Annotated in this window: 20 protein-coding genes; 19 read left to right on the top strand and 1 reads right to left on the bottom strand. The window is 46.0% G+C overall.

Annotated features, from left to right (window positions below; translation table 11 throughout):
* Nucleotides 1–3: 3 nt before the first annotated feature.
* Nucleotides 4–921 carry a membrane protein gene (locus tag C805_RS15905; protein WP_022751178.1) on the bottom strand — a complete coding sequence of 306 codons (918 nt, stop codon included), beginning with the start codon at nt 919–921 and terminating at the stop codon, nt 4–6.
* A gap of 50 nt (nt 922–971) precedes the next feature.
* On the opposite strand from C805_RS15905, the gene C805_RS15900 reads away from it, so the two are divergent.
* The 19 genes from C805_RS15900 to C805_RS15810 all read left to right on the top strand — a co-directional run bounded on the left by C805_RS15900 (nt 972) and on the right by C805_RS15810 (nt 20,896).
* Nucleotides 972–2,423 carry an aminoacyl-histidine dipeptidase gene (locus tag C805_RS15900; protein ID WP_016214926.1) on the top strand — a complete coding sequence of 484 codons (1,452 nt, stop codon included), beginning with the start codon at nt 972–974 and terminating at the stop codon, nt 2,421–2,423.
* An 18-nt stretch (nt 2,424–2,441) separates the two neighbouring features.
* Nucleotides 2,442–3,281: a M23 family metallopeptidase gene (locus tag C805_RS15895; protein ID WP_016214925.1), complete on the top strand. Its 840-nt coding sequence runs from the start codon at nt 2,442–2,444 to the stop codon at nt 3,279–3,281.
* Between the two features lie 85 nt (nt 3,282–3,366).
* A complete protein-coding gene (locus tag C805_RS15890; protein WP_016214924.1) occupies nt 3,367–4,107 on the top strand; it encodes a pseudouridine synthase in 741 nt (246 codons plus the stop codon).
* 20 nt (nt 4,108–4,127) lie between these two features.
* Complete coding sequence (locus C805_RS15885) at nt 4,128–5,006, top strand: DegV family protein (RefSeq protein ID WP_016214923.1); 879 nt, start codon at nt 4,128–4,130, stop codon at nt 5,004–5,006.
* 13 nt (nt 5,007–5,019) lie between these two features.
* A complete protein-coding gene (locus tag C805_RS15880; protein WP_016214922.1) occupies nt 5,020–5,715 on the top strand; it encodes an HAD family hydrolase in 696 nt (231 codons plus the stop codon).
* Between the two features lie 13 nt (nt 5,716–5,728).
* Nucleotides 5,729–7,636: a YgiQ family radical SAM protein gene (locus tag C805_RS15875; protein WP_016214921.1), complete on the top strand. Its 1,908-nt coding sequence runs from the start codon at nt 5,729–5,731 to the stop codon at nt 7,634–7,636.
* Nucleotides 7,633–8,592: an RluA family pseudouridine synthase gene (locus C805_RS15870; protein ID WP_016214920.1), complete on the top strand. Its 960-nt coding sequence runs from the start codon at nt 7,633–7,635 to the stop codon at nt 8,590–8,592. The genes C805_RS15875 and C805_RS15870 overlap by 4 nt, the downstream gene beginning before the upstream one ends.
* Before the next feature lie 13 nt (nt 8,593–8,605).
* Nucleotides 8,606–9,139: a Holliday junction resolvase RecU gene (locus C805_RS15865; RefSeq protein WP_016214919.1), complete on the top strand. Its 534-nt coding sequence runs from the start codon at nt 8,606–8,608 to the stop codon at nt 9,137–9,139.
* Nucleotides 9,140–9,279: 140 nt separating this feature from the next.
* A complete protein-coding gene (gene hisZ, locus C805_RS15860) occupies nt 9,280–10,467 on the top strand; it encodes an ATP phosphoribosyltransferase regulatory subunit (protein WP_016214918.1) in 1,188 nt (395 codons plus the stop codon).
* A 47-nt stretch (nt 10,468–10,514) separates the two neighbouring features.
* On the top strand, nt 10,515–11,168 hold the full coding sequence (hisG, locus tag C805_RS15855) for an ATP phosphoribosyltransferase (RefSeq protein ID WP_016214917.1): 654 nt from the start codon (nt 10,515–10,517) through the stop codon (nt 11,166–11,168).
* Between the two features lie 198 nt (nt 11,169–11,366).
* Nucleotides 11,367–12,659, top strand: a complete 1,293-nt coding sequence (hisD, locus tag C805_RS15850) for a histidinol dehydrogenase (RefSeq protein ID WP_016214916.1) — start codon at nt 11,367–11,369, stop codon at nt 12,657–12,659.
* A gap of 39 nt (nt 12,660–12,698) precedes the next feature.
* Nucleotides 12,699–13,292, top strand: a complete 594-nt coding sequence (hisB, locus tag C805_RS15845) for an imidazoleglycerol-phosphate dehydratase HisB (protein ID WP_016214915.1) — start codon at nt 12,699–12,701, stop codon at nt 13,290–13,292.
* Between the two features lie 8 nt (nt 13,293–13,300).
* Nucleotides 13,301–14,581 carry a bifunctional phosphoribosyl-AMP cyclohydrolase/phosphoribosyl-ATP diphosphatase HisIE gene (gene hisIE / locus C805_RS25920; RefSeq protein WP_016214914.1) on the top strand — a complete coding sequence of 427 codons (1,281 nt, stop codon included), beginning with the start codon at nt 13,301–13,303 and terminating at the stop codon, nt 14,579–14,581.
* Nucleotides 14,582–14,888: 307 nt separating this feature from the next.
* Nucleotides 14,889–15,440 carry a DUF6323 family protein gene (locus C805_RS15835; protein ID WP_016214913.1) on the top strand — a complete coding sequence of 184 codons (552 nt, stop codon included), beginning with the start codon at nt 14,889–14,891 and terminating at the stop codon, nt 15,438–15,440.
* Between the two features lie 250 nt (nt 15,441–15,690).
* Complete coding sequence (locus C805_RS25295; protein ID WP_016214912.1) at nt 15,691–16,506, top strand: DUF6179 domain-containing protein; 816 nt, start codon at nt 15,691–15,693, stop codon at nt 16,504–16,506.
* A gap of 64 nt (nt 16,507–16,570) precedes the next feature.
* Nucleotides 16,571–16,906 carry a hypothetical protein gene (locus C805_RS15825; protein ID WP_016214911.1) on the top strand — a complete coding sequence of 112 codons (336 nt, stop codon included), beginning with the start codon at nt 16,571–16,573 and terminating at the stop codon, nt 16,904–16,906.
* Between the two features lie 103 nt (nt 16,907–17,009).
* Complete coding sequence (locus C805_RS15820; RefSeq protein WP_016214910.1) at nt 17,010–18,872, top strand: TIGR03960 family B12-binding radical SAM protein; 1,863 nt, start codon at nt 17,010–17,012, stop codon at nt 18,870–18,872.
* A complete protein-coding gene (locus C805_RS15815; RefSeq protein ID WP_016214909.1) occupies nt 18,856–19,740 on the top strand; it encodes a TIGR03936 family radical SAM-associated protein in 885 nt (294 codons plus the stop codon). Before C805_RS15820 ends, C805_RS15815 begins: the two co-directional genes overlap by 17 nt.
* A complete protein-coding gene (locus tag C805_RS15810) occupies nt 19,700–20,896 on the top strand; it encodes a ribonuclease E/G (RefSeq protein WP_016214908.1) in 1,197 nt (398 codons plus the stop codon). The genes C805_RS15815 and C805_RS15810 overlap by 41 nt, the downstream gene beginning before the upstream one ends.
* Nucleotides 20,897–20,898 lie beyond the last annotated feature (2 nt).

The following is a 20,898-nucleotide window of genomic DNA, read 5'->3' as shown; positions in this document are numbered from 1 at the left end:
CCCTTAGCGGACAAACAGGAAGGCCAGAATAAATGCAGTAACTGTTCCGAAAAGTTTCATCCGGACATAGGGAACCATGGAAAATCCGGTTCCTTTTACCATGGAAGCCGTCTGGGCAAAGCCGGAAAGACCGCCGAACGCGGTAAATGCCATCATCAGAGGATATGCTGTCTGAATCGTCATATTCTGTTCTGCTGTACAGGAAATTCCGTTGGTAATTTCCGTAAATCCAATGAAGATGCATTTTAAAACCGGATTTGACAGGGGCAGCAGCATGGTCATCTGTGCCAGGATGGCAAAGAGCATAATGTAGCCTCCCAGTTTTGCCAATGTTTCAAATCCGTTCATAATGCCGGCATCTATGATTTGAAAGCTCATGGATGTCGTTTTTTTTGGAAAATTACCATTCACAGGAGAGGTAAAACTGCGGCGGCTGTTCATAAGCATATAGAGAATCAGCGGCGGCCCGTACAGAATCAGATAACTCGTCGTTCTTAAATCCGGTCTTCCCAGACAGTCATTTAAGATAAAGCTGCTGATAAACATGGGACTGATGTTGTTGCAGACACAGAAGAGACGCTGTCCCTCCTCCCTGGTTATTTTTCCTGCAAGAACCAGCTCCGAGGTGATTTTGCTGCCCATGGGAAATCCAAACAGCAGTCCGGCCACCAGCGGATAAATACCGGCGCTGCTTACCGGAAACAGATGTTTCAGAACTCTGTGCAGCATAAGCGTAAATCCGTCCAGTATGCCGGAATGAATCACCAGATAGGACAGAATGGAAAAGGGCAGCAGAGTCGGCAGCATCTTTTCATACCACAGGTTCAACCCCAGCGCCGCAGCGCTTACCGATTCCTGGGGAAATATTAAAATGTAAAATAAAAATCCGGTCAGAATAATAATGTACATGATTTTTTTCATAGTTTATTCTATGAACCAATAAAATAAATATACCAAAGCAGGAGGCGAATATGAGAGTTTGTGAAAAGCTGAAACCAGAAAGAGTTTTTGCATATTTTGAAGAAATCTGCCAGATTCCCCATGGCTCCGGAAATACAAAAGCCATCAGTGATTACTGTGTATCTTTTGCCAGAGAGCATGGTCTGAGATGGATACAGGATGACAGCAATAACGTGATTATGTTCAAAGACGGTTCCGAAGGTTATGAAACGTCCGATCCCATTATCATACAGGGCCATATGGATATGGTATGTGAAAAAGAAAACCATGTGGACATTGATTTTGAAAAAGAAGGCCTGCGGCTGTATGTGGAGGGAGATTTCCTGAAAGCAGAGGGAACCACCCTGGGCGGAGACGACGGAATCGCTCTGGCTTATGCCTTTGCCATTCTGGAAGATGATACGCTGCCCCATCCGCCTCTGGAAATCGTCATTACCGTAGACGAAGAAGTGGGTATGCTGGGTGCAGAAGCCATTGATCTTTCCATGCTGAAAGGAAAAAAACTTCTGAATATTGACTCCGATGAAGAAGGCATCTTTCTTACCGGATGTGCAGGAGGCCTTCAGGCAGACTGCATACTTCCCATATCCCGGCAGCAGGTACAGGGAACCCTTTATGAAATCAGAGTAACAGGACTGCAGGGCGGACATTCCGGCAGTGAAATCCACAAAGAGCGGGGAAATGCCGCTGTGCTCCTTGGGAGAATTTTAAAGGGAATACGGGAAGAACTTCCCTTTTATCTGGAAACACTGGAAGGCGGGTTAAAAGACAATGCCATTCCGCGGGAGGCTGTATGTACCATTCTTATACCGGAAGACTGGAAAGGGCCCAACCCGGAATCACTGGTTTCCTCCTGGCAGGAAGTGCTTCGTCATGAATACCGCAGTTCTGACCGACAGGTCAGCGTTCTTTGCAGCGAGCCGGTAAAAAAACAGACAGAAGTTCTGGACGCCGCTTCTCTGACCAAAGTGCTGTTTTTCCTCCGTACCATGCCCTGGGGCGTACAGCATATGAGCCCGGAACTGGAAGGACTGGTGGAAACTTCCCTGAATCCCGGTATTATGAAACTGGAAAAAGACACTTTTTCTCTGTGCTTTTCTGTGCGAAGCAGCGTTACCAGCAGAAAATATGAAGTCACAGACCGGCTGACCTTTTTAACAGAATTTCTGGGAGGAGAAGTCACCATAAGCGGTGATTACCCGGCCTGGGAATATCGGGCAGACTCTCCCATGCGTGAACGGATGGCAGACGTCTACCGGGAATTATTTCAGAAAGAACCAAAGATTCAGGCTATCCATGCAGGACTGGAATGCGGTATTTTTTCCGGTAAAATAGAGAACCTGGACTGTATTTCCTTTGGCCCCGACAATTTTGATATCCACACGCCAAAAGAAAGGTTAAGCATTTCCTCCACGGAAAAAGTGTGGAAACTGCTCCTGGAATTCCTGAAACGCTCCAAATAATACCCATAAAGGAAGATTATGAAAAAGCAGGTATGTATATGGTTACTGATTCTTACAGCAATGGTCTGCCTGATTACGGTCCTGACCGAACAGATCCGGCAGGTTGCGAAGATTACCCACCTCCTGGTGGCAGAAGATACCAGAGAACTCCTGCGGCAGCAGAAGGTTCCCCCGGAACAGTACGAGGCCTTCTGCAAGTTTGAGAAAGATACGGATTACACCCGTTACGATTATCTGCTGGGTTATCTTTTTACAGAAAAAAAGAAACAGAGTGAACTGGAAGATTATTTAAACCTTCTGTATGAATATCAGCCTCAGAAAATCCAGGCGCTGAAACAGGCCGAACAGGCTGTCTGGGAAGATGTAAAATATTTTCCTGTTCCTCTGTCAGCACAGGACAGTTCCCTGACCACCTCCTTTGAAAATTCCTGGATGTTTGACCGGAATTTCGGCGGAGACCGGGGCCACGAAGGAACGGACATTATGGCCTCCTGTAATCAGCGGGGACACTATCCCATAATCAGCATGACAGACGGAGTAGTGGAAAAAATCGGATGGCTGAAACTTGGAGGGTACCGGATTGGAATCCGTTCTCCCCACGGCGGTTATTTCTATTATGCACATCTCCATGATTATGCCAGAGACTTTCAGGAAGGGGACGAAATAAAAGCCGGAGAACTTCTGGGCTTTATGGGAGACAGCGGCTATGGGGAAGAAGAGGGCACCGTGGGCAAATTCCCGGTCCATCTTCACATGGGTATTTACATTGACGGGGAGACAGGCACGGAACTCAGCATTAACCCCTACTGGATTTTAAAGTGGTTAGAGGAAAAACGTCTGAATTATCAGTTTTCATGATAATTTCTGCTCCCTGACTGTAATAAAACCTGTTCTTTTACCGGAATTTAAAAGTTCTTCATCAGAGAAACAGAAAGGAACCGCCATGGAGATCAGACTGGACAAATATCTTGCCGACATGGGAATCGGATCCCGCAACCAGGTAAAACAATACATACGAAAAAAACAGATTCTGGTAAACGGAAACCGTCCCACAGGACCGGAACAGAAGATAACACCGGACACGGATACGGTATCATTTCAGGGACAGGACATCGGTTACACCAGATATGAATATTACCTGTTTTACAAGCCAGGCGGCTGTGTCAGCGCAGTGACAGACAGGATCCACAAAACAGTTCTGGACTATTTTCCAAAAAATCGCAGAAAAGGCCTGTTTCCTGTGGGCAGGCTGGATCTTGACACGGAAGGGCTGCTTCTGATTACCAACGATGGCACACTGGCCCATAACCTGCTCGCACCTGGAAAACATGTGCCGAAAACCTACTACGCCGAAGTTTCAGGCCATGTGACAGAAGACGATGTAGAGCAGTTTTCTCAGGGCCTGGACATAGGAGAAGCCAGGCTTACCCGGCCGGCAGAGCTGAATCTTCTGCCTGAAAATCACCCGGAAATTTCCAGGATTACCCTGACCATCACCGAAGGGAAATTTCATCAGGTCAAACGCATGTTTGAAGCAGTAGGAAAAAAGGTGCTGTATTTAAAACGTATTTCCATGGGCAGCCTGGAACTGGACGATTCTCTGCTGCCTGGGGAATATCGTCTGCTGACCCCGGAAGAATTGCAGACAATCACCGAACACACAGGACCATCCCGGAAAGGATGATCCGGAAACAGGAGGAAGTCATGAAAAAAATTGGAGTAATCACAGACAGCCACAGCGGAATTACGCAAAAACAGGCAGAAGAACTTGGTATTATGGTACTGCCCATGCCTTTTTATTTTGACGATACATGCTATTACGAGGATGTGAACCTGTCCAGAGAAGAATTTTTTCGGAAACTGGACTCCGGCAGTGAAGTTTCCACTTCTCAGCCTTCCCCGGCGGAAGTTATGAAATTATGGGATAAAGGCCTTGAACGATACGAACAGATTCTGTACATTCCCATCAGCAGCGGACTGAGCGGCTCCTGCGGAGCAGCCCTTGGACTGGCTCAGGAAGAACCCTATAACGGAAAAATCTTTGTGGTAGACAACGGAAGGGTTTCCACAGCCCTGCACCGCTCCGTACTTGATGCACTGGAACTTATTGAAGAGGGCTATACCCCGCCGGAAATCAAAGAAATTCTGGAAGCATCCAGAGATAAAATGGTTATCTATGTGGGTGTGGAGACACTGGAGCACTTAAAGAGGGGCGGAAGGATTTCTCCGGCCACAGCGGCCCTTGGCACTGTGCTGAACATCAAACCGGTACTGAAATTTGACGTGGGAACCCTGGATACCTTTAAGAAATGCCACGGGACAGCCAGAGCAAAAAAAGCCATGATTGAGGCCATGCAGCATGATCTGGAAACCACATTCCGGGAGTGGCAGGAAAAAGGCGAAGTATATCTGCTGGCAGCCTCCAGCGCCTCAGAAGAAGCTACGGAAGAATGGCTGAAAGAAATCCGGGAAGCCTTTCCGGGTATGGAAGTATTGTGCGATAACCTTTCCATGGGCGTTTCCTGCCATATCGGTCAGGGAGGCCTTGGAATCGGATGTTCCTGCCGGCCCGGACGACCTTAAGGAGAACAACACTATGTTAAAAAATATACGATCCGTAATATTCGACCTGGACGGAACCCTGGTGGATTCCATGTGGCTGTGGCACGATATAGACGTGGAATTTTTAGAACAGCGCGGACTTACTCTGCCGGAAACCTACCAGCACGATATTGAAGGAATGAGTTTTACGGAGACCGCTGTTTACACCAGAGAATTATTTCATCTCTCCGAGAGTGTGGAGGAATTAAAGGAAATATGGAACCGGATGGCCATTGAGAAATATACATATGAGGTACCCTTCAAACCCGGCGCGGAAGAATTTCTGAAACACTGTAAAAAGCAGGGAATTTCTGCCGGTATCGCCACCAGCAATTCCAGAGAACTGGTGGCTGCAGTAGCAAAATCCCTCCATCTTGACCGTTATATTCAGGAGATCGTCACAGCCTGCGAGGTAAAACACGGAAAACCTGCGCCGGACGTGTATCTGGAAGCGGCAGAACGTCTGGGAGTAAAACCGGAGCACTGTCTGGTATTTGAAGACGTACCCATGGGAATTATGGCAGGAAAAAATGCCGGAATGCGGGTATGTGCCGTAGAAGATAAATTTTCATCTGCCCAGAGACAGGAAAAACAGGCTCTGGCAGATTATTATATCCACAGTTATTATGACATTTTTTCACCATCCCAGGAAGCAGAACCGGGCATTTTCATGGCTGCACTGGATGCATAGAACAGGAGACAGCATGGAACGGGACTTTTTACCAGTTTGCAGAGAAGATATGCAAAAGCGGGGAATTGCACAGTTTGATTTTGTATATGTAATCGGAGACGCCTATGTGGATCATCCCTCTTTTGGACATGCTATTATCAGCCGTCTGCTGGAAGCCCACGGATACACCGTGGGCATAATTTCCCAGCCGGACTGGAAAAAGAAAGACAGCATTGCCATCTACGGAGAACCGAGACTGGCTTTCCTTATAAGCGGCGGAAACATGGATTCCATGGTAAACCATTACAGTGTCTCCAGGCACCGCCGTAACCAGGATGCCTTTACCCCTGGCGGAATTATGGGAAAGCGGCCGGATTATGCCACCATTGTCTATGGAAATCTGATCCGCCAGACTTATAAAAAAACACCTGTTTTAATCGGCGGCGTGGAAGCCAGCCTGCGCAGGCTGGCCCACTACGATTATTGGAGCAATAAAATCAGACGTTCCATTCTTCTGGACAGCGGCGCAGACATTCTGATGTACGGCATGGGAGAACACAGTATCCTGGCGCTGGCAGAAGCACTGGACAGCGGACTGCCCCCGGAACAGATTACCTTTGTAAATGGTACGGTATACAAAACCAGGAAAAAAGAAGACATCTACGACGCGGTATTCCTGCCGGAATTTGAAAAAACCGCACAGGATAAAAAGGTTTATGCCAGGAGTTTTTACCTGCAGTATTCCAATACAGATCCCTTTTCGGGCAGACGTCTGGTGGAAGAATACCCCAATCAGGTATACGTGGTACAGAATCCTCCGGCCCTTCCTCTGAGCAGACAGGAAATGGACGACGTCTATGCGCTGCCCTATATGCGCACATACCATCCCTCTTATGAGAAAGCAGGGGGAGTACCTGCCATCGCAGAAGTAAAATTCAGCCTTACCAGCAACCGCGGCTGTTTTGGCGGCTGTAATTTCTGTGCCCTGACGTTCCATCAGGGACGGATTATCCAGTCCAGAAGCCAAGAATCACTGCTCAGTGAGGCAGAACTTCTGATAAAAGACAGAGATTTTAAGGGATATATCCATGATGTGGGCGGACCCACCGCCAATTTCCGTTTTCCCGCCTGCGAAAAGCAGCTGACAAAAGGGGTATGTACCGGCAGACAATGCCTGTTCCCGGAACCCTGCAGGAACCTGAAAGCAGACCACAGAGATTACCTTTCTCTGCTTCGGAAACTCCGGAATCTTCCCGGTGTGAAAAAGGTATTCATCCGTTCCGGAATCCGTTTTGACTATCTGCTGGCAGATTCTGACCGTACTTTTCTGAAAGAACTGTGTCAGTATCACGTAAGCGGACAGCTGAAGGTGGCGCCGGAACATATTTCTGACCAGGTACTGCAGTATATGGGAAAACCCAAAGCAGCTGTGTACCGCAGGTTTGTCCGGGAATACGAGAATATGAACCGGAACCTGAAAAAAGACCAGTATCTGGTACCTTATCTTATGTCTTCCCATCCTGGTTCCACCCTGAAGGAGGCTGTGGAGCTGGCAGAATTTCTCCGGGAACTTAACTATATGCCGGAACAGGTACAGGACTTCTACCCGACGCCCTCCACCATTTCCACCTGCATGTATTACACAGGACTGAATCCCTGTACCATGGAACCGGTGTATGTCGCCCGTAATCCTCATGAAAAAGCCATGCAGCGGGCGCTGATACAGTACCGGGACCCGAAAAACCATGATCTGGTCAGAGAAGCACTGGTAAAAACCGGCAGGCAGGATTTGATTGGTTTCGCAAAAAACTGCCTGATAAAACCCCGGAAACTGTCAGAACACAAAGATGGAAAGCAGGGCAAATCCAAAAAGAGAACACACAAGAATACCGGAACCATCCGAACGATACACAAAAGCAGAAAGCAGGAGAAAAAAACATGAAAGAATTTCAGATCGGAAACAACGAGAAAAATCAGCGTCTGGATAAATACCTGAAAAAACTCCTGTCTCAGGCCCCTGGAAGTTTTATTTATAAAATGCTCCGGAAAAAAAATATTACCCTCAACGGCAAAAAAGCAGACGGCTCCGAGAAACTCCAACTGGGAGATGAGGTTAAATTATTTCTGTCTGAGGAAACCTGGACAAAATTTTCAAAAGCCCCGGCCAGAACCTATCCCCGGATTTCGCTGGACATTATTTATGAAGATGAAAATATCCTGGCCATCAACAAACCGGCGGGAATGCTTTCCCAGAAAGGAAAACACTCGGATATTTCCGCCAATGAATATATCATTGGCTATCTGCTGGGAAAACAGGAGCTGACAGAAGAGGAGTTAAAAACCTTCCGGCCTTCTGTCTGCAACCGTCTGGACCGAAATACTTCCGGCCTCCTGATTGCCGGAAAGAGCCTGAAAGGCCTGCAGGAACTGGGAGCACAGTTACAGAGCCGCTCTGCGGAAAAATATTATCTCTGCCTTGTGAAGGGAAAAATTTCCGAATCACGTTTGCTGGAAGGATGGCTGTCAAAAGATGAAATCCGAAACCAGGTAAAAGTAACCCAAACAGAAGTTCCCGGCAGCAAACATATCCAGACAGCCTGTATGCCGGTGGAAACTTTTACCGTGGAACAGCAGGGAGATTTTACCCTCCTGAACGTACGCCTGATTACCGGACGTTCCCATCAGATCCGGGCCCATCTGGCCGCCCTGGGGTATCCGGTACTGGGAGATCACAAATACGGAGATAAACATATCAATACCTGGGGATATCGGGAACTTGGCATCCAGTCCCAGCTGCTCCATGCCTCCCTGATAAAACTGGCGGACGGCAGAACACTGGAAGCACCGGTCAGCGGAATTTTCCAAAAAACACTCGACTTCCTCAGAACACACAGATAAGGGAGAAGCTATTATGGCAACATGGAACTCCAGGGGCCTGCGCGGTTCCACTCTGGAAGAATTTATCAATCTTACCAATGAAAAATATGCGGAACACGGACTGGCCCTTATCCAGAAAGTCCCCACCCCGATCACACCTGTTCGGATTGACAAAGACAGCCGGCACATTACCCTGGCCTATTTTGATCAGAAAAGTACCGTGGACTATATCGGAGCAGTACAGGGAATCCCGGTATGCTTTGACGCAAAGGAATGCCATACCGATACCTTTCCCCTGCAGAACATCCATTCCCATCAGATTCGGTTTATGGAAGAGTTTGAGGGCCAGAAAGGAATTTCCTTTCTGCTGATTTTTTACTCACACAGAAATGAATTTTATTATCTGCGCCACAAAAAACTCATGGAATTCTGGAATCGGGCCGAAGCAGGAGGAAGAAAAAGTTTTCGCTACGAGGAACTGGAACCGGATTTTTTCCTCTCTTCCAAAGGCGGAATCCTGGTGCCTTATCTGGAGCTGATGCAGCAGGACCTGGAAAAACGAAGTTGACAAAAATACAGATTTCTTATATAATATTATTGTTTTATCGTGGTAGCATGGTAGCATACTAAAGTGCCGGTATATCATGGAATCTGCTGAATCAGCTTCAGAAACAGGAAGATTTCCATATACAGATGAAAGGACAGATTATGAGACAGAAATTATTACATACCCCGGAAGGAGTGCGGGATATTTACAGCAGTGAATGCGCACGAAAACAGGTTTTACAGAATAACCTCCATGAACTGCTGAAAAAGTACGGATATCATACCATAGAAACTCCGACTTTTGAATTTTTTGATATTTTCAGCCAGGAAATCGGAACAACACCTTCCAGAGATTTATATAAATTTTTTGACCGGGAGGGCAATACACTGGTGCTCCGTCCGGATATTACCCCCTCTGTCGCAAGATGTGCGGCAAAATACTACGGAGACGAAGAATTTCCGGTCCGCCTCTGTTATATGGGAAATACCTTTATCAACAACAGCAGCTATCAGGGCAGGCTGAAAGAAACCACCCAGTCCGGAGCAGAGTTAATCGGCGATAATTCCGTAGCTGCCGACGGAGAAATTCTTGCCCTTGTGGTAAACGCGCTGAAAGTGGCAGGTCTGCAGGAATTTCAGATTGGAGTGGGCCATGTGGACTTTTTCCGGGGACTGGCCGAGGCCGCAGGCCTGGAAGAAGAAACCGAACAGGAACTGGTGGAACTCATATCCAATAAGAATTTTTTCGGTGTGGAAGAACTTCTGGACGCCCTTCATTTACCGGAAGATTTGCGGGAACTGTTTTCCATGCTGGGAAATACCTGTATGTCAGAAGAACTGCTGCTGCGGGCAAAAAAACTGTCTGCCCCTTATCCGGTGATTCTCCATGCACTGGAACATCTGGAAGAACTGACCCAGGTATTAAAGTATTACGACGTGGAAAAATATGTTTCCATTGAGCCCGGTATGCTGAGTACCTATCACTATTATACCGGAATCATTTTTTCCGGCTACACGTTCGGAAGCGGGGAACCGGTGGCAAAGGGCGGACGTTATGACAAACTGCTCACCTTTTTCGGAAAAAATGCCCCAGCCATCGGATTTGCAGTGGCAGTGGACCAGCTTCTGGCCGCATTATCCCGTCAGAAAACAGAGATTCCTGTCAGCCACAATGGAATTCTCCTGGTGTATCAGGAACAGAAACAGGAAGAAGCCATCCGGCAGGCAATTATTATGCGGGAACAGGGACATCAGGTTTCCCTTGTCAAATGGCAGGAAACAAAAACACAAAAAGATTATCAGTCCTATGCCAGACGCATGAATATGACAAAGATTCAGTTTCTGTGTTAAGGGGCCCGTTTCCATATTGACTGAAATGTAAAGAGAAAGGATATAACATGGATACCATAGAGGAACAGAGATATTTAACCTTTGCACTGGGAAAAGGCAGACTGGCAAAGCAGGCGCTGGCCGCCTTTGAAAAAACAGGGATTACCTGCCAGGAAATGAAAGACAAAGATACCCGGAAACTGATTTTTGTCAATGAAGAACTGAAACTGAAATTCTTTCTGGCCAAAGGCCCCGATGTGCCCACCTATGTGGAATACGGAGCGGCAGATATTGGAATTGTGGGAAAAGACACCATTCTGGAAGAAGCCCGAAACATTTATGAAGTGCTGGACCTTGGATTTGGCAAATGCAGGATGTGCGTCTGCGGACCAAAAGAAGCAGAAGAACTTCTGAAACATCATGAGCTGATTCGCGTTGCCACCAAATATCCCAGAATTGCCAAAAATTATTTTTACAACAGAAAACACCAGACGGTGGAAATTATCAAGCTAAACGGTTCCATTGAACTTGCCCCGATCGTAGGACTGTCCGAAGTTATTGTAGACATTGTGGAGACGGGTTCCACCCTGCGGGAAAATGGCCTGCATGTGCTGGAGGAGGTATGTCCTCTCTCTGCGAGAATGGTGGTAAATCAGGTCAGCATGAAAATGGAACATGAACGAATCACACGATTAATTCAGGATTTAAAAGAGGTTTTATAATATCAATTTATATTTTAACATGAAGTTCATAATATTAATTTATGTTTTAACATGAAATTCATAATATTAATCCATATTTTAACAGTATATATAGAATACAGACTTGATTTTTTATTTTTACCGCAGATTGTTTTTTATATAATTCAGAATTAACTTTTATAAGATTGCTTCTGTACAGGGTGTCAGGGAGGAATATTAATGAGAATATTAAAATTAACAGATGATACAAAAACAAATCTTCTGGAAGATTTGTTAAAGCGAAGTCCCAACAACTATCAGCAATACGAAGCAAAAGTCAGTGAGATTATTGCTCAGGTGCGTGAGAAAAAGGATGAAGCGCTGTTTGCATATACAAAACAGTTTGACGGCGCAGATCTTACTCCGGAAAATATCCGGGTAACAAAAGAAGAAATTGAAGAAGCCTATGGTCTCACAGATGCAAAACTTCTGGACGTAATGAAAAAAGCGTTGGAAAATATCCGGGCCTATCACGAAAAACAGAAACAGTACAGCTGGTTTGACAGCCGGCCGGACGGGGTACTGCTGGGACAGAAAGTAACAGCCATCTCCCGTGTGGGCGTATATGTACCGGGAGGAAAAGCAGCCTATCCCTCTTCTGTTCTTATGAATATCATTCCGGCAAAAGTAGCAGGAGTGGAAAAAATTGTGATGACAACCCCCTGTAACCGGGACGGAAAGGTCAATCCTGCCACCCTGGCAGCCGCAGACCTGGCAGGTGCGGATGAAATATACAAAACAGGCGGAGCCCAGGCTGTGGCGGCCCTGGCCTTTGGTACAGAATCCATACCAAAAGTGGACAAAATTGTGGGACCTGGCAATATTTATGTGGCTCTGGCCAAAAAAGCAGTATTCGGCCATGTAAGCATTGATTCCATCGCCGGCCCCAGCGAAATCCTTGTTCTGGCAGACGAAACGGCCAATCCCCGGTATGTGGCTGCTGATTTGTTATCTCAGGCAGAGCACGACGAACTGGCCAGCGCCATCCTGATTACCACCAGTGAAGCACTGGCCAAACAGGTTTCCCGTGAAGTGGACAGCTTTACCGCCGTTCTTTCCAGAAAAGAAATTATTGAAAAATCCCTGGAAAATTATGGATATATCCTGGTTGCGGAAACCATGGAAGATGCTGTGGAAACCGCCAGTGAGATAGCTTCCGAACACCTGGAAATTTTAACAGCCAATCCCTTTGAAACCATGATGAAGATCAAAAACGCCGGAGCCATTTTCCTGGGCGACTACGCCAGCGAACCTCTGGGCGACTATTTTGCCGGGCCCAATCACGTGCTGCCCACCAATGGCACAGCAAAATTTTTCTCTCCTCTGGGTGTGGATGATTTTATCAAAAAATCCAGTATTATCTCATATTCCAGAGAGGCGCTGGAACCGATTTACAGAGATATTGTACAATTTGCTGCCTCGGAACAGTTGACGGCGCACGCAAATTCGATTAAAGTAAGGTTTGAGGATTAAAATAAATTCATTTCTGATGAATACAAAAAGGAGAATGTTATGCCTGGAGACAGAACTGCCAAACAGCACCGGAAAACAAAAGAAACAGATATCAGTCTGAACCTGAACCTGGATGGCAGCGGAACTACCCAGCTGAACACGGGAATCGGTTTTTTCGACCACATGCTGGATGGATTTGCCCGCCATGGTTTTTTTGACCTGAGAGTTCAGGTTACCGGCGATCTGATTGTGGATACCCACCATACCATTGAGGACACGGGGATTGTGCTGGGAAACGCCATACGGATTGCACTGAGGGACAAAAGGGGAATCAGACGCTACGGAAGCTGCATCCTGCCCATGGACGAAACGCTGGTACTCTGCGCCATAGATTTAAGCGGAAGACCGTATTTTTCTTTTGAAGGCGAATTTACCGCAGAACGGGTAGGCTATATGGAAACAGAAATGGTCCGGGAATTCTTTTATGCCATTTCCTACAGCGCAGGCATGAACCTGCACATGAAGCTCTTAAACGGCTCCAACAACCATCACATGATCGAAGGGCTGTTTAAGTCTTTCGGAAGAGCGCTGGATGAAGCCACCTCAAGAGACCCAAGAATTAAAGATATTATGTCAACGAAAGGTAGTTTATAGGTGAAGATATGGAACATAAGAACCTGATTGCCACCATGTACCTGAAAAACGGCATGGCAGTCAAAGGGAAAAAAAATCCGGAATGTGCCGGGGACTGGAAAAAACTGGCCAGAATATATAACGACAGCGGTGTGGATAAACTTTACATCTTTGATTTGTCAGAAACAGACGAAGAGCATGATACCAACCTCCACACCATAAAAGAGCTGAGCCGGCTTGTGGAAATTCCCATTTACGGAGCCGGAACCATTACAAGACTGGAAGACATTAAGAAATTACTTTATGCTGGCTGCAGAGGAACTATTTTAGACAGTTCCAGATATGAAACAGTCCAGCTTGCAGAGGACGCCGCTCAGCGGTTTGGCCGGGAAAAACTGCTGATTTCCATGGAAAACGTGGATTTAATGTTTAAACATAAAAAAGAAGTAGAAGAACATGTTCACAAACTGGTTGTACTGAATGAAAACATTATTGAATCTCTGGAAAATATTACAGACCTTCCTTTCAGTGTCCTTGTGGAAGGTTACAACAAAGACCACTGGGTGGAAATTCTGAAAAAAGACTGTGTCACAGGAATCGGCGGAGATTATATCAGCAATCCCGACACCTATATCACAGAACTGAAACAGACCCTGGCTGCAGAGGGAATCGAAACCAAAAAATTTGAATCCTCCATGGACTGGTCTGAATTTAAGCTGAACAGCGACGGGCTCCTTCCGGTAATCGTCCAGGACTACCGGACAGCGGAAGTGCTGATGATGGCCTATATGAATGAGGAATCTTTTAATACCACCCTGTCTCTTGGCAAAATGACCTACTACAGCAGAAGCAGGAAAGAACTCTGGATTAAAGGAGAAACTTCCGGCCATTATCAGTATGTAAAATCCCTGACCATTGACTGTGACAAAGACACTCTTCTGGCGAAGGTCTCTCAGGTAGGAGCAGCCTGCCATACAGGTAATACGACCTGCTTTTTCCAGGAACTTGTCAAAAAGGAGTTTACCACCAAAAATCCTCTGAGAATATTTGAAGAGGTCTATGAGGTCATTCAGGACCGTAAAGCTCATCCTAAAGAGGGTTCCTATACCAATTACCTGTTCGACAAGGGGATTGACAAGATCCTGAAAAAAGTGGGAGAGGAAGCTACAGAAATTGTCATTGCAGCAAAAAATCCGGAAAAAGAAGAGATTAAATACGAAATTTCAGATTTACTGTATCACATGATGGTACTGATGGTGGAAAAAGAAGTAACCTGGGAAGATATTGTAGAAGAGCTGAACCAGCGCTAGAAGTCCGAAACCATGGAACCTGACTGACTTAAAGAAAATTATGCACACTTGTGCATGGAAAATATCACTGCGTAACCGCACCCGGCGCAGCAAAGTGGCCGGTTCCCTCCAGACTGAGGGAACCGGCCACTTTGGATTATCGTTTTTTCTCTCCTGTTCATTGCCTCTTTCTTTGCTTTATTATACCACAAAAATACGTTTTTTTCCAGACTTGAGATGACAAAATATCCATGTTATATTATACCACGTTACTGTTCACAGGGCACTTGTGAACATATTACCCATCAGCTGACAAGGAGGAACTGCCATGGATCATAACAGTAAACGGAACCTGATGGAATATTTCATGGAATCAGGCAGAAAAATGCAGATATCACAGGTACTGGAAACCAATCAGTATACGGAAAAATTTGGCCTTACACTGACACAGGAAGAGGTGGAACTGCTAGTCACGGAACAGAAACAGACCCTGAAAGAGCAGAAACGCGTGGAATTATCCGGCAGCATCCTTCCGAAAATCATTTATGAATTCTGTGACTCCGACTATATTACAGCAGATAATTACACCGACACACTCATTCACCTGCAGGAAATCTTTTATCAGTGTAAAAACGAAATGCTGGATGAGATTACTGACACAGAACTTCTCCATTTCATGAAAGAACAGTTTGAAACTGTCTGTTCCGGGGATCTGGAGTACCTGGAAGGCACCTGCCTGAATGTCTTTGCTCAGGCTGTCCGGGCAGGTTACCATGGATACGAAAAAAGCGACGGTTATGGAGAGTATCAGCAGTTCGACGAAGTACAGCGCTGGGACAGAGAAGTATATCTGGACACACTGTACAGTCTTCTTTCCTGATATTTTATCTTATAGGAAATACCTTGCCACGCCAAAGCGTGAAAGTGTCTTTCCTATAAGACAAAAAATAATATGCGCACTCGCACAAGAGGTAAAATATTGCTTCGCAATTGTGCTCGGCGCGGCAAAATGTGCAAGCCCCTCATGAGTGAGGGGTTAGGGGAGTTGAAGTGGGCTTGCCCACTTTGTTCTCGAATCAGAATATAAAAACTATCTGTTTAACTGTTTTATCAATGAATGGAGAAAAATTATGTGCAGATTAAATTTTGAAATGGAAGAGCTGATTCCAATTGTGGCAGAACTGGCAGGACAGTATACAGGCTTTGAGAGTACCTCTGTCACCTATGAAAGAGCAGAGCAGCTGATGGAAGCTGTGCTGTACTGTATCCGGGAATACGAAACTGCCGGAACCGGAACGCTTATGGCAAACCATATCACAGCCAGAGAGGCTTATGAGCATGGCTGTCGTCTCGTGAGAGAAAAAGCAGAAGCTCTGCGAAAGCTCTATAATTCCCTGACACCTTTCTTCCGGTGGTACGGAAATATCTGCCTGCAGGATACCATATTAAAGGGAATCCCGGAATTTCTGAAATGGTATGATATGAAATATGCCCCCATGGATACGATTATCATGCTGGATTATCCCGTTCCTGCAGATCTCAGCGCATATTCAGGTGTGGATGCGGTATACAAATATCTGAAAATCCTTTATCAGGAACAGCGCTTTTTACAGGAGCTGGAGCCCTCCTATATCAGAACGGTACTGGAAGATTCTTTCGGAAACTCCGAAGACAGCATGGAAAATCTGGGGAATCCCATATTTTTAAACCTGATGGTCCATATTATGCTGAAAAAACCCCTGGATACAGCAGGATTTACCGAATCCGAACGTCGTCAGACGAAAGCCATGTGCGAATCCCTGACTTACGATGAACTGGCGGCACAACTGGAAAAAGTCACGGTAAAATTTGCAGAAACATACTGGCAGAATGATTCAGATATTGTGGAATATCTGAAATGCCATGTGAGAGACGCAGCTGTACGGATAAAAAACGGACAATTCTGAAAAAACATGTATTTTTCCAGTGGTTTTCAACTAAACTGTAACAAAGAGTTTTTCAGGAGAAGCCATGACAAAATCTATGAATGAAACTGTTGCAGAACGAAGAGACTATGTGAACCGAATCCGGGAATCTTTTTACCGGGAGGATTCGGACAGGAGAAAAGGCGCCCCAGCGGGAGAAGAACGGCAGGAAGAAATTCATTTTTCCAGTCTTGGCCTGCGGACCATGATAGCTGTCCTGATTTTTGCGGCTTTTGTCTATTGCGACCGGAAACAGATTACTTTTCAGCAATATAAGACTCAGGATGTCTGGAAACAGCTGGAATGGAACCCCCTTCCGCTGGAGGAACTGGAAGAGGTTTTCCATGTCGGTATGGAAAAAATGCCTTCCGAATCCAGATAAAAAGCAGATAATATCGCTAAGCCCCCGGACTTTTCTGTTGCGAAAAGGAAAGGGGATTGCTATAATGGTCTGAGTGACATACTCTGAAAAGGAATGAAAAAATATGAGACAATTAGCACTGAGCGATGAAATACTGATGAACATTGACAAACCTGCCCGATACATCGGCAACGAAGTCAATATGGTCAGAAAAAATCCAAAAGCCGCGGCCATCCGTTTTGCCATGTGTTTTCCGGATGTATACGAAATCGGCATGTCCCACCTGGGCATCCAGATTTTGTACGATATGTTTAACAGACGGGAGGACGTATACTGCGAGCGGGTCTATTCTCCCTGGAGCGATCTGCACAAAATCATGAAAGAACAGCAGATTCCGCTGTTTACACTGGAAACCCAGTCACCGGTCCGAAACATGGATTTTCTTGGTATTACCATACAGTATGAAATGTGTTACACCAATATTCTGCAGATTCTGGATTTAAGCCAGATTCCCTTTCTGGCAGAAAACCGTACCGGAGAACATCCCATTGTAATCGGCGGCGGCCCCTGCACGTATAATCCGGAACCGCTGGCAGATTTCTTTGACCTGTTTTACATTGGAGAAGGGGAAACACGTTACGACGACCTGTTTGATTTATACAAATCCATCAAATCCCAGGGCAAAGGCCGCCGGGAATTTTTGCGCGCCGCCAGCCGTCTGCCGGGAATCTATGTGCCTTCCCTTTATCAGACAGAATACGGAGCGGACGGAACCATTTCAAAATTCTGTCCAAAATATGAAGATGTTCCCGCCACTGTGAAAAAAGAAATTCAGATGGATTTAAGCCACACCCATTATCCCCGTAAGCCTCTGGTTCCTTTCTTAAAAGCAACCCAGGACCGGGTGGTACTGGAAATCCAGCGGGGCTGTATCCGGGGCTGCCGGTTCTGTCAGGCAGGTATGATTTACCGTCCCACCAGAGAACGGGACGTGAATATGTTAAAGGAATGCGCCCGTGAAATGCTTCAAAGCACCGGACATGAAGAAATCTCTTTAAGTTCGTTAAGTTCCAGTGACTACAGCCATCTCCCTGAACTGATCCGTTATCTGATGGACGTCAGAGAACAGGGCGTCAATATTTCCCTGCCTTCCCTGCGGATTGACGCATTTTCTCTGGAAGTTATGAATAAGGTTCAGGATATTCGAAAAAGCAGCCTGACCTTTGCACCGGAAGCAGGCTCTCAGAGGCTGAGAAATGTAATTAACAAAGGCCTCACCGAAGAAGTGATTCTGGAAGGGGCAGGTCTTGCTTTTACTGGAGGATGGCAGAAGGTGAAATTATACTTCATGCTGGGTCTGCCCACCGAAACGGAAGAAGACCGAAAGGAAATCCCCAGACTTGCAGATAAAATTGCCCGGCAATATTATGAAATACCAAAAGACCGGCGCAAAGGCAAATGCCAGATTACCATCAGCACTTCCTTTTTTGTGCCGAAGCCCTTTACGCCTTTTCAATGGGCGCCCATGCTGAAACAGGAAGATTATCTGGCCTGTGCCAGAACAGTCAATGACGAGGTAAAGGAACAGCTGAACCGGAAGAGCTTAAAGTACAACTGGCATGAAGCTGACGTTACTGTGCTGGAAGGGGTATTTGCCAGAGGAGACCGGAGAGTGGGACAGGTTCTGTTAAAGGCCTATGAGAAAGGCTGTATTTTCGATGCCTGGAGTGAATTTTTTGACAGTCAGAAATGGATGGAAGCCTTTGAGGAATGCGGCATTTCCATTGATTTTTATAACCTGCGCACCAGAAATACCGAAGAAATCCTGCCCTGGGATTTTATCGACTGCGGCGTTTCAAAGGAATTTTTGAAAAAAGAGTGGGAACGGGCGCAGACAGGGGAAGTGACGCCAAACTGCAGACAGCAGTGCAGCGGCTGCGGCGCTGCCGCATGGAAAGGAGGTGTCTGCTTTGAACATCAGAATTAAGTTTCAGAAATACGGAGTCATGAAATTTGTGGGACATCTGGATATGATGCGTTATTTCCAGAAAGCCATCCGGCGGGCAGGGATTGACATTGCCTATTCCGAAGGCTACAGCCCTCATCAGATTATGTCCTTTGCAGCGCCCCTGGGCCTGGGAGTTACCAGCGACGGTGAATATTTTGATATCGCAGTAAAGTCCTCCAAATCCAGCCGGGAATCCCTGGAAAATTTAAACCGTGCAATGGTGGAAGGCATCTCTGTTCTGGAATACAGAAAACTGCCGGATACAGCCAAAACCTCCATGTCCCTTGTGGCGGCCGCCGATTATCTGGTATACGCCAGAGAGGAACATAACGCTCTTTTTTCCTCCCTGGAAAACTTAAAATCACAGATTCATGATTTCTATGAAAAGCAGCCGGAAATCCTGATTACCAAACAGACAAAAAAAAGCCGGATGGAGTTAAACTTAAAGCCCTTAATCTATGAGATGAAGGGGGTAAACCTCAGAGAAGAATACCCGGATCTGAAAGAGTCTCCCGCCGGCCACCTGGGAATTTTCCTGAAGGTATGCACCGGAAGCAGCGACAATATCAAACCGGAACTTGTACTGGAAGCCTTCTGCAGATTCTGCGGCCTGGATTACGAACCTCTGAGCTTTCAGGTACACCGCCTTGAAGTTTATGCAAAATCGGAGGAAATTCCTGTAAAAGGGGAACAGGAGCGGAAAGCATATGAAAATTACCTGAAACAGTTAAAGCAGTCCCATGCGGAAAAAAAGACAGCATTTCCGGAATTTTTAACGCTGGGAGAACTGGGCGAGGACATTATTTATGGGAACGACATTACTGATAACCCGACTGCAGTGGAATAGCAGAACTTATATTGCAACTGCACTTTATCAGGATAAAAAAATACTGGAGCTTCATCTGGAACCGGATGGGCAGCAGAGTATTCTGGGAAATATTTATGTGGGACGAGTGAAAAATATCGTAAAAAATCTGAATGCCGCTTTCATCGAGATTGCACCGGGCATTCCCTGTTACTATCCGCTGGAAGAACTGAAACAGCCCCTTTATGTAAAGAAAATCAACAGCCCAAGGCTGGTACAGGGGGATGAACTTGTGGTTCAGATAGCTCAGGAAAGCAGCAAATCCAAACCACCCAAAGTTACCACCAACCTGAATCTCACCGGAAATTATCTTGTTCTGACCAGCGAGAATACCACCCTCGGAATTTCCAGAAAACTGGACGAAAAAAAGAGGCAGGAATTAAAGCAGGATTTGACTTTTGAGGAAAACAGTGATTATGGTATTATTGTACGCACAAATGCAGCATTTGCTTCCAGACAGGAGATTTTAAAAGAGTATCAAAAATTAAAGGAAGAATTTATACATCTTAAGAAAACTGCCCCCTGCCGCACCACTTTTTCCTGTCTGAAAGAGAGTACGCCGGAATATCTCCATGTCCTTCAGGGACTGAACCGCTCCTTACTGGAAAAGGTAATTACCGATGATCCGGAACTCTTTGAAAAAACAGCCCTTTATCTTAAACATATGCAGCCGGAAGAAAAAGAGAAACTTACCTTTTATGAAGATAACCTGTTAAGCCTGAACAAACTTTATCATCTTGATATCCGGCTGAAAGAGGCCCTTCAGGAAAAAGTGTGGCTGAAGTCCGGAGGCTACCTGATTATCCAGCCCACAGAGGCCTTAACGGTAGTAGACGTAAATTCCGGAAAAAGTATTTCCGGAAAACAGGCGCAGGAACATTACCTTAAAATTAATCTGGAAGCTGCCGAAGAACTTGCACATCAGCTCAGGCTCCGCAACCTTTCCGGTATTATTATTATTGATTTCATTGATATGAAGTCCACCCAATCTCAGGAACTGCTGATGCAGACTCTGCGCAGCGCTGTCCGCTCAGATTCCGTTCCCGTTCAGGTAGTGGACCGGACAAAACTGAACCTTGTGGAAATAACACGGAAAAAAGTGAAAAAATCTCTGGCAGAACAGGTAAAAAGCCATTGACT

The sequence above is a fragment of the Eubacterium sp. 14-2 genome (assembly GCF_000403845.2).
GTDB lineage: Bacteria > Bacillota > Clostridia > Lachnospirales > Lachnospiraceae > Petralouisia.
Note: the sequence above shows the minus strand (reverse complement) of the source record. Positions and strands in the feature narration are given on the sequence as shown.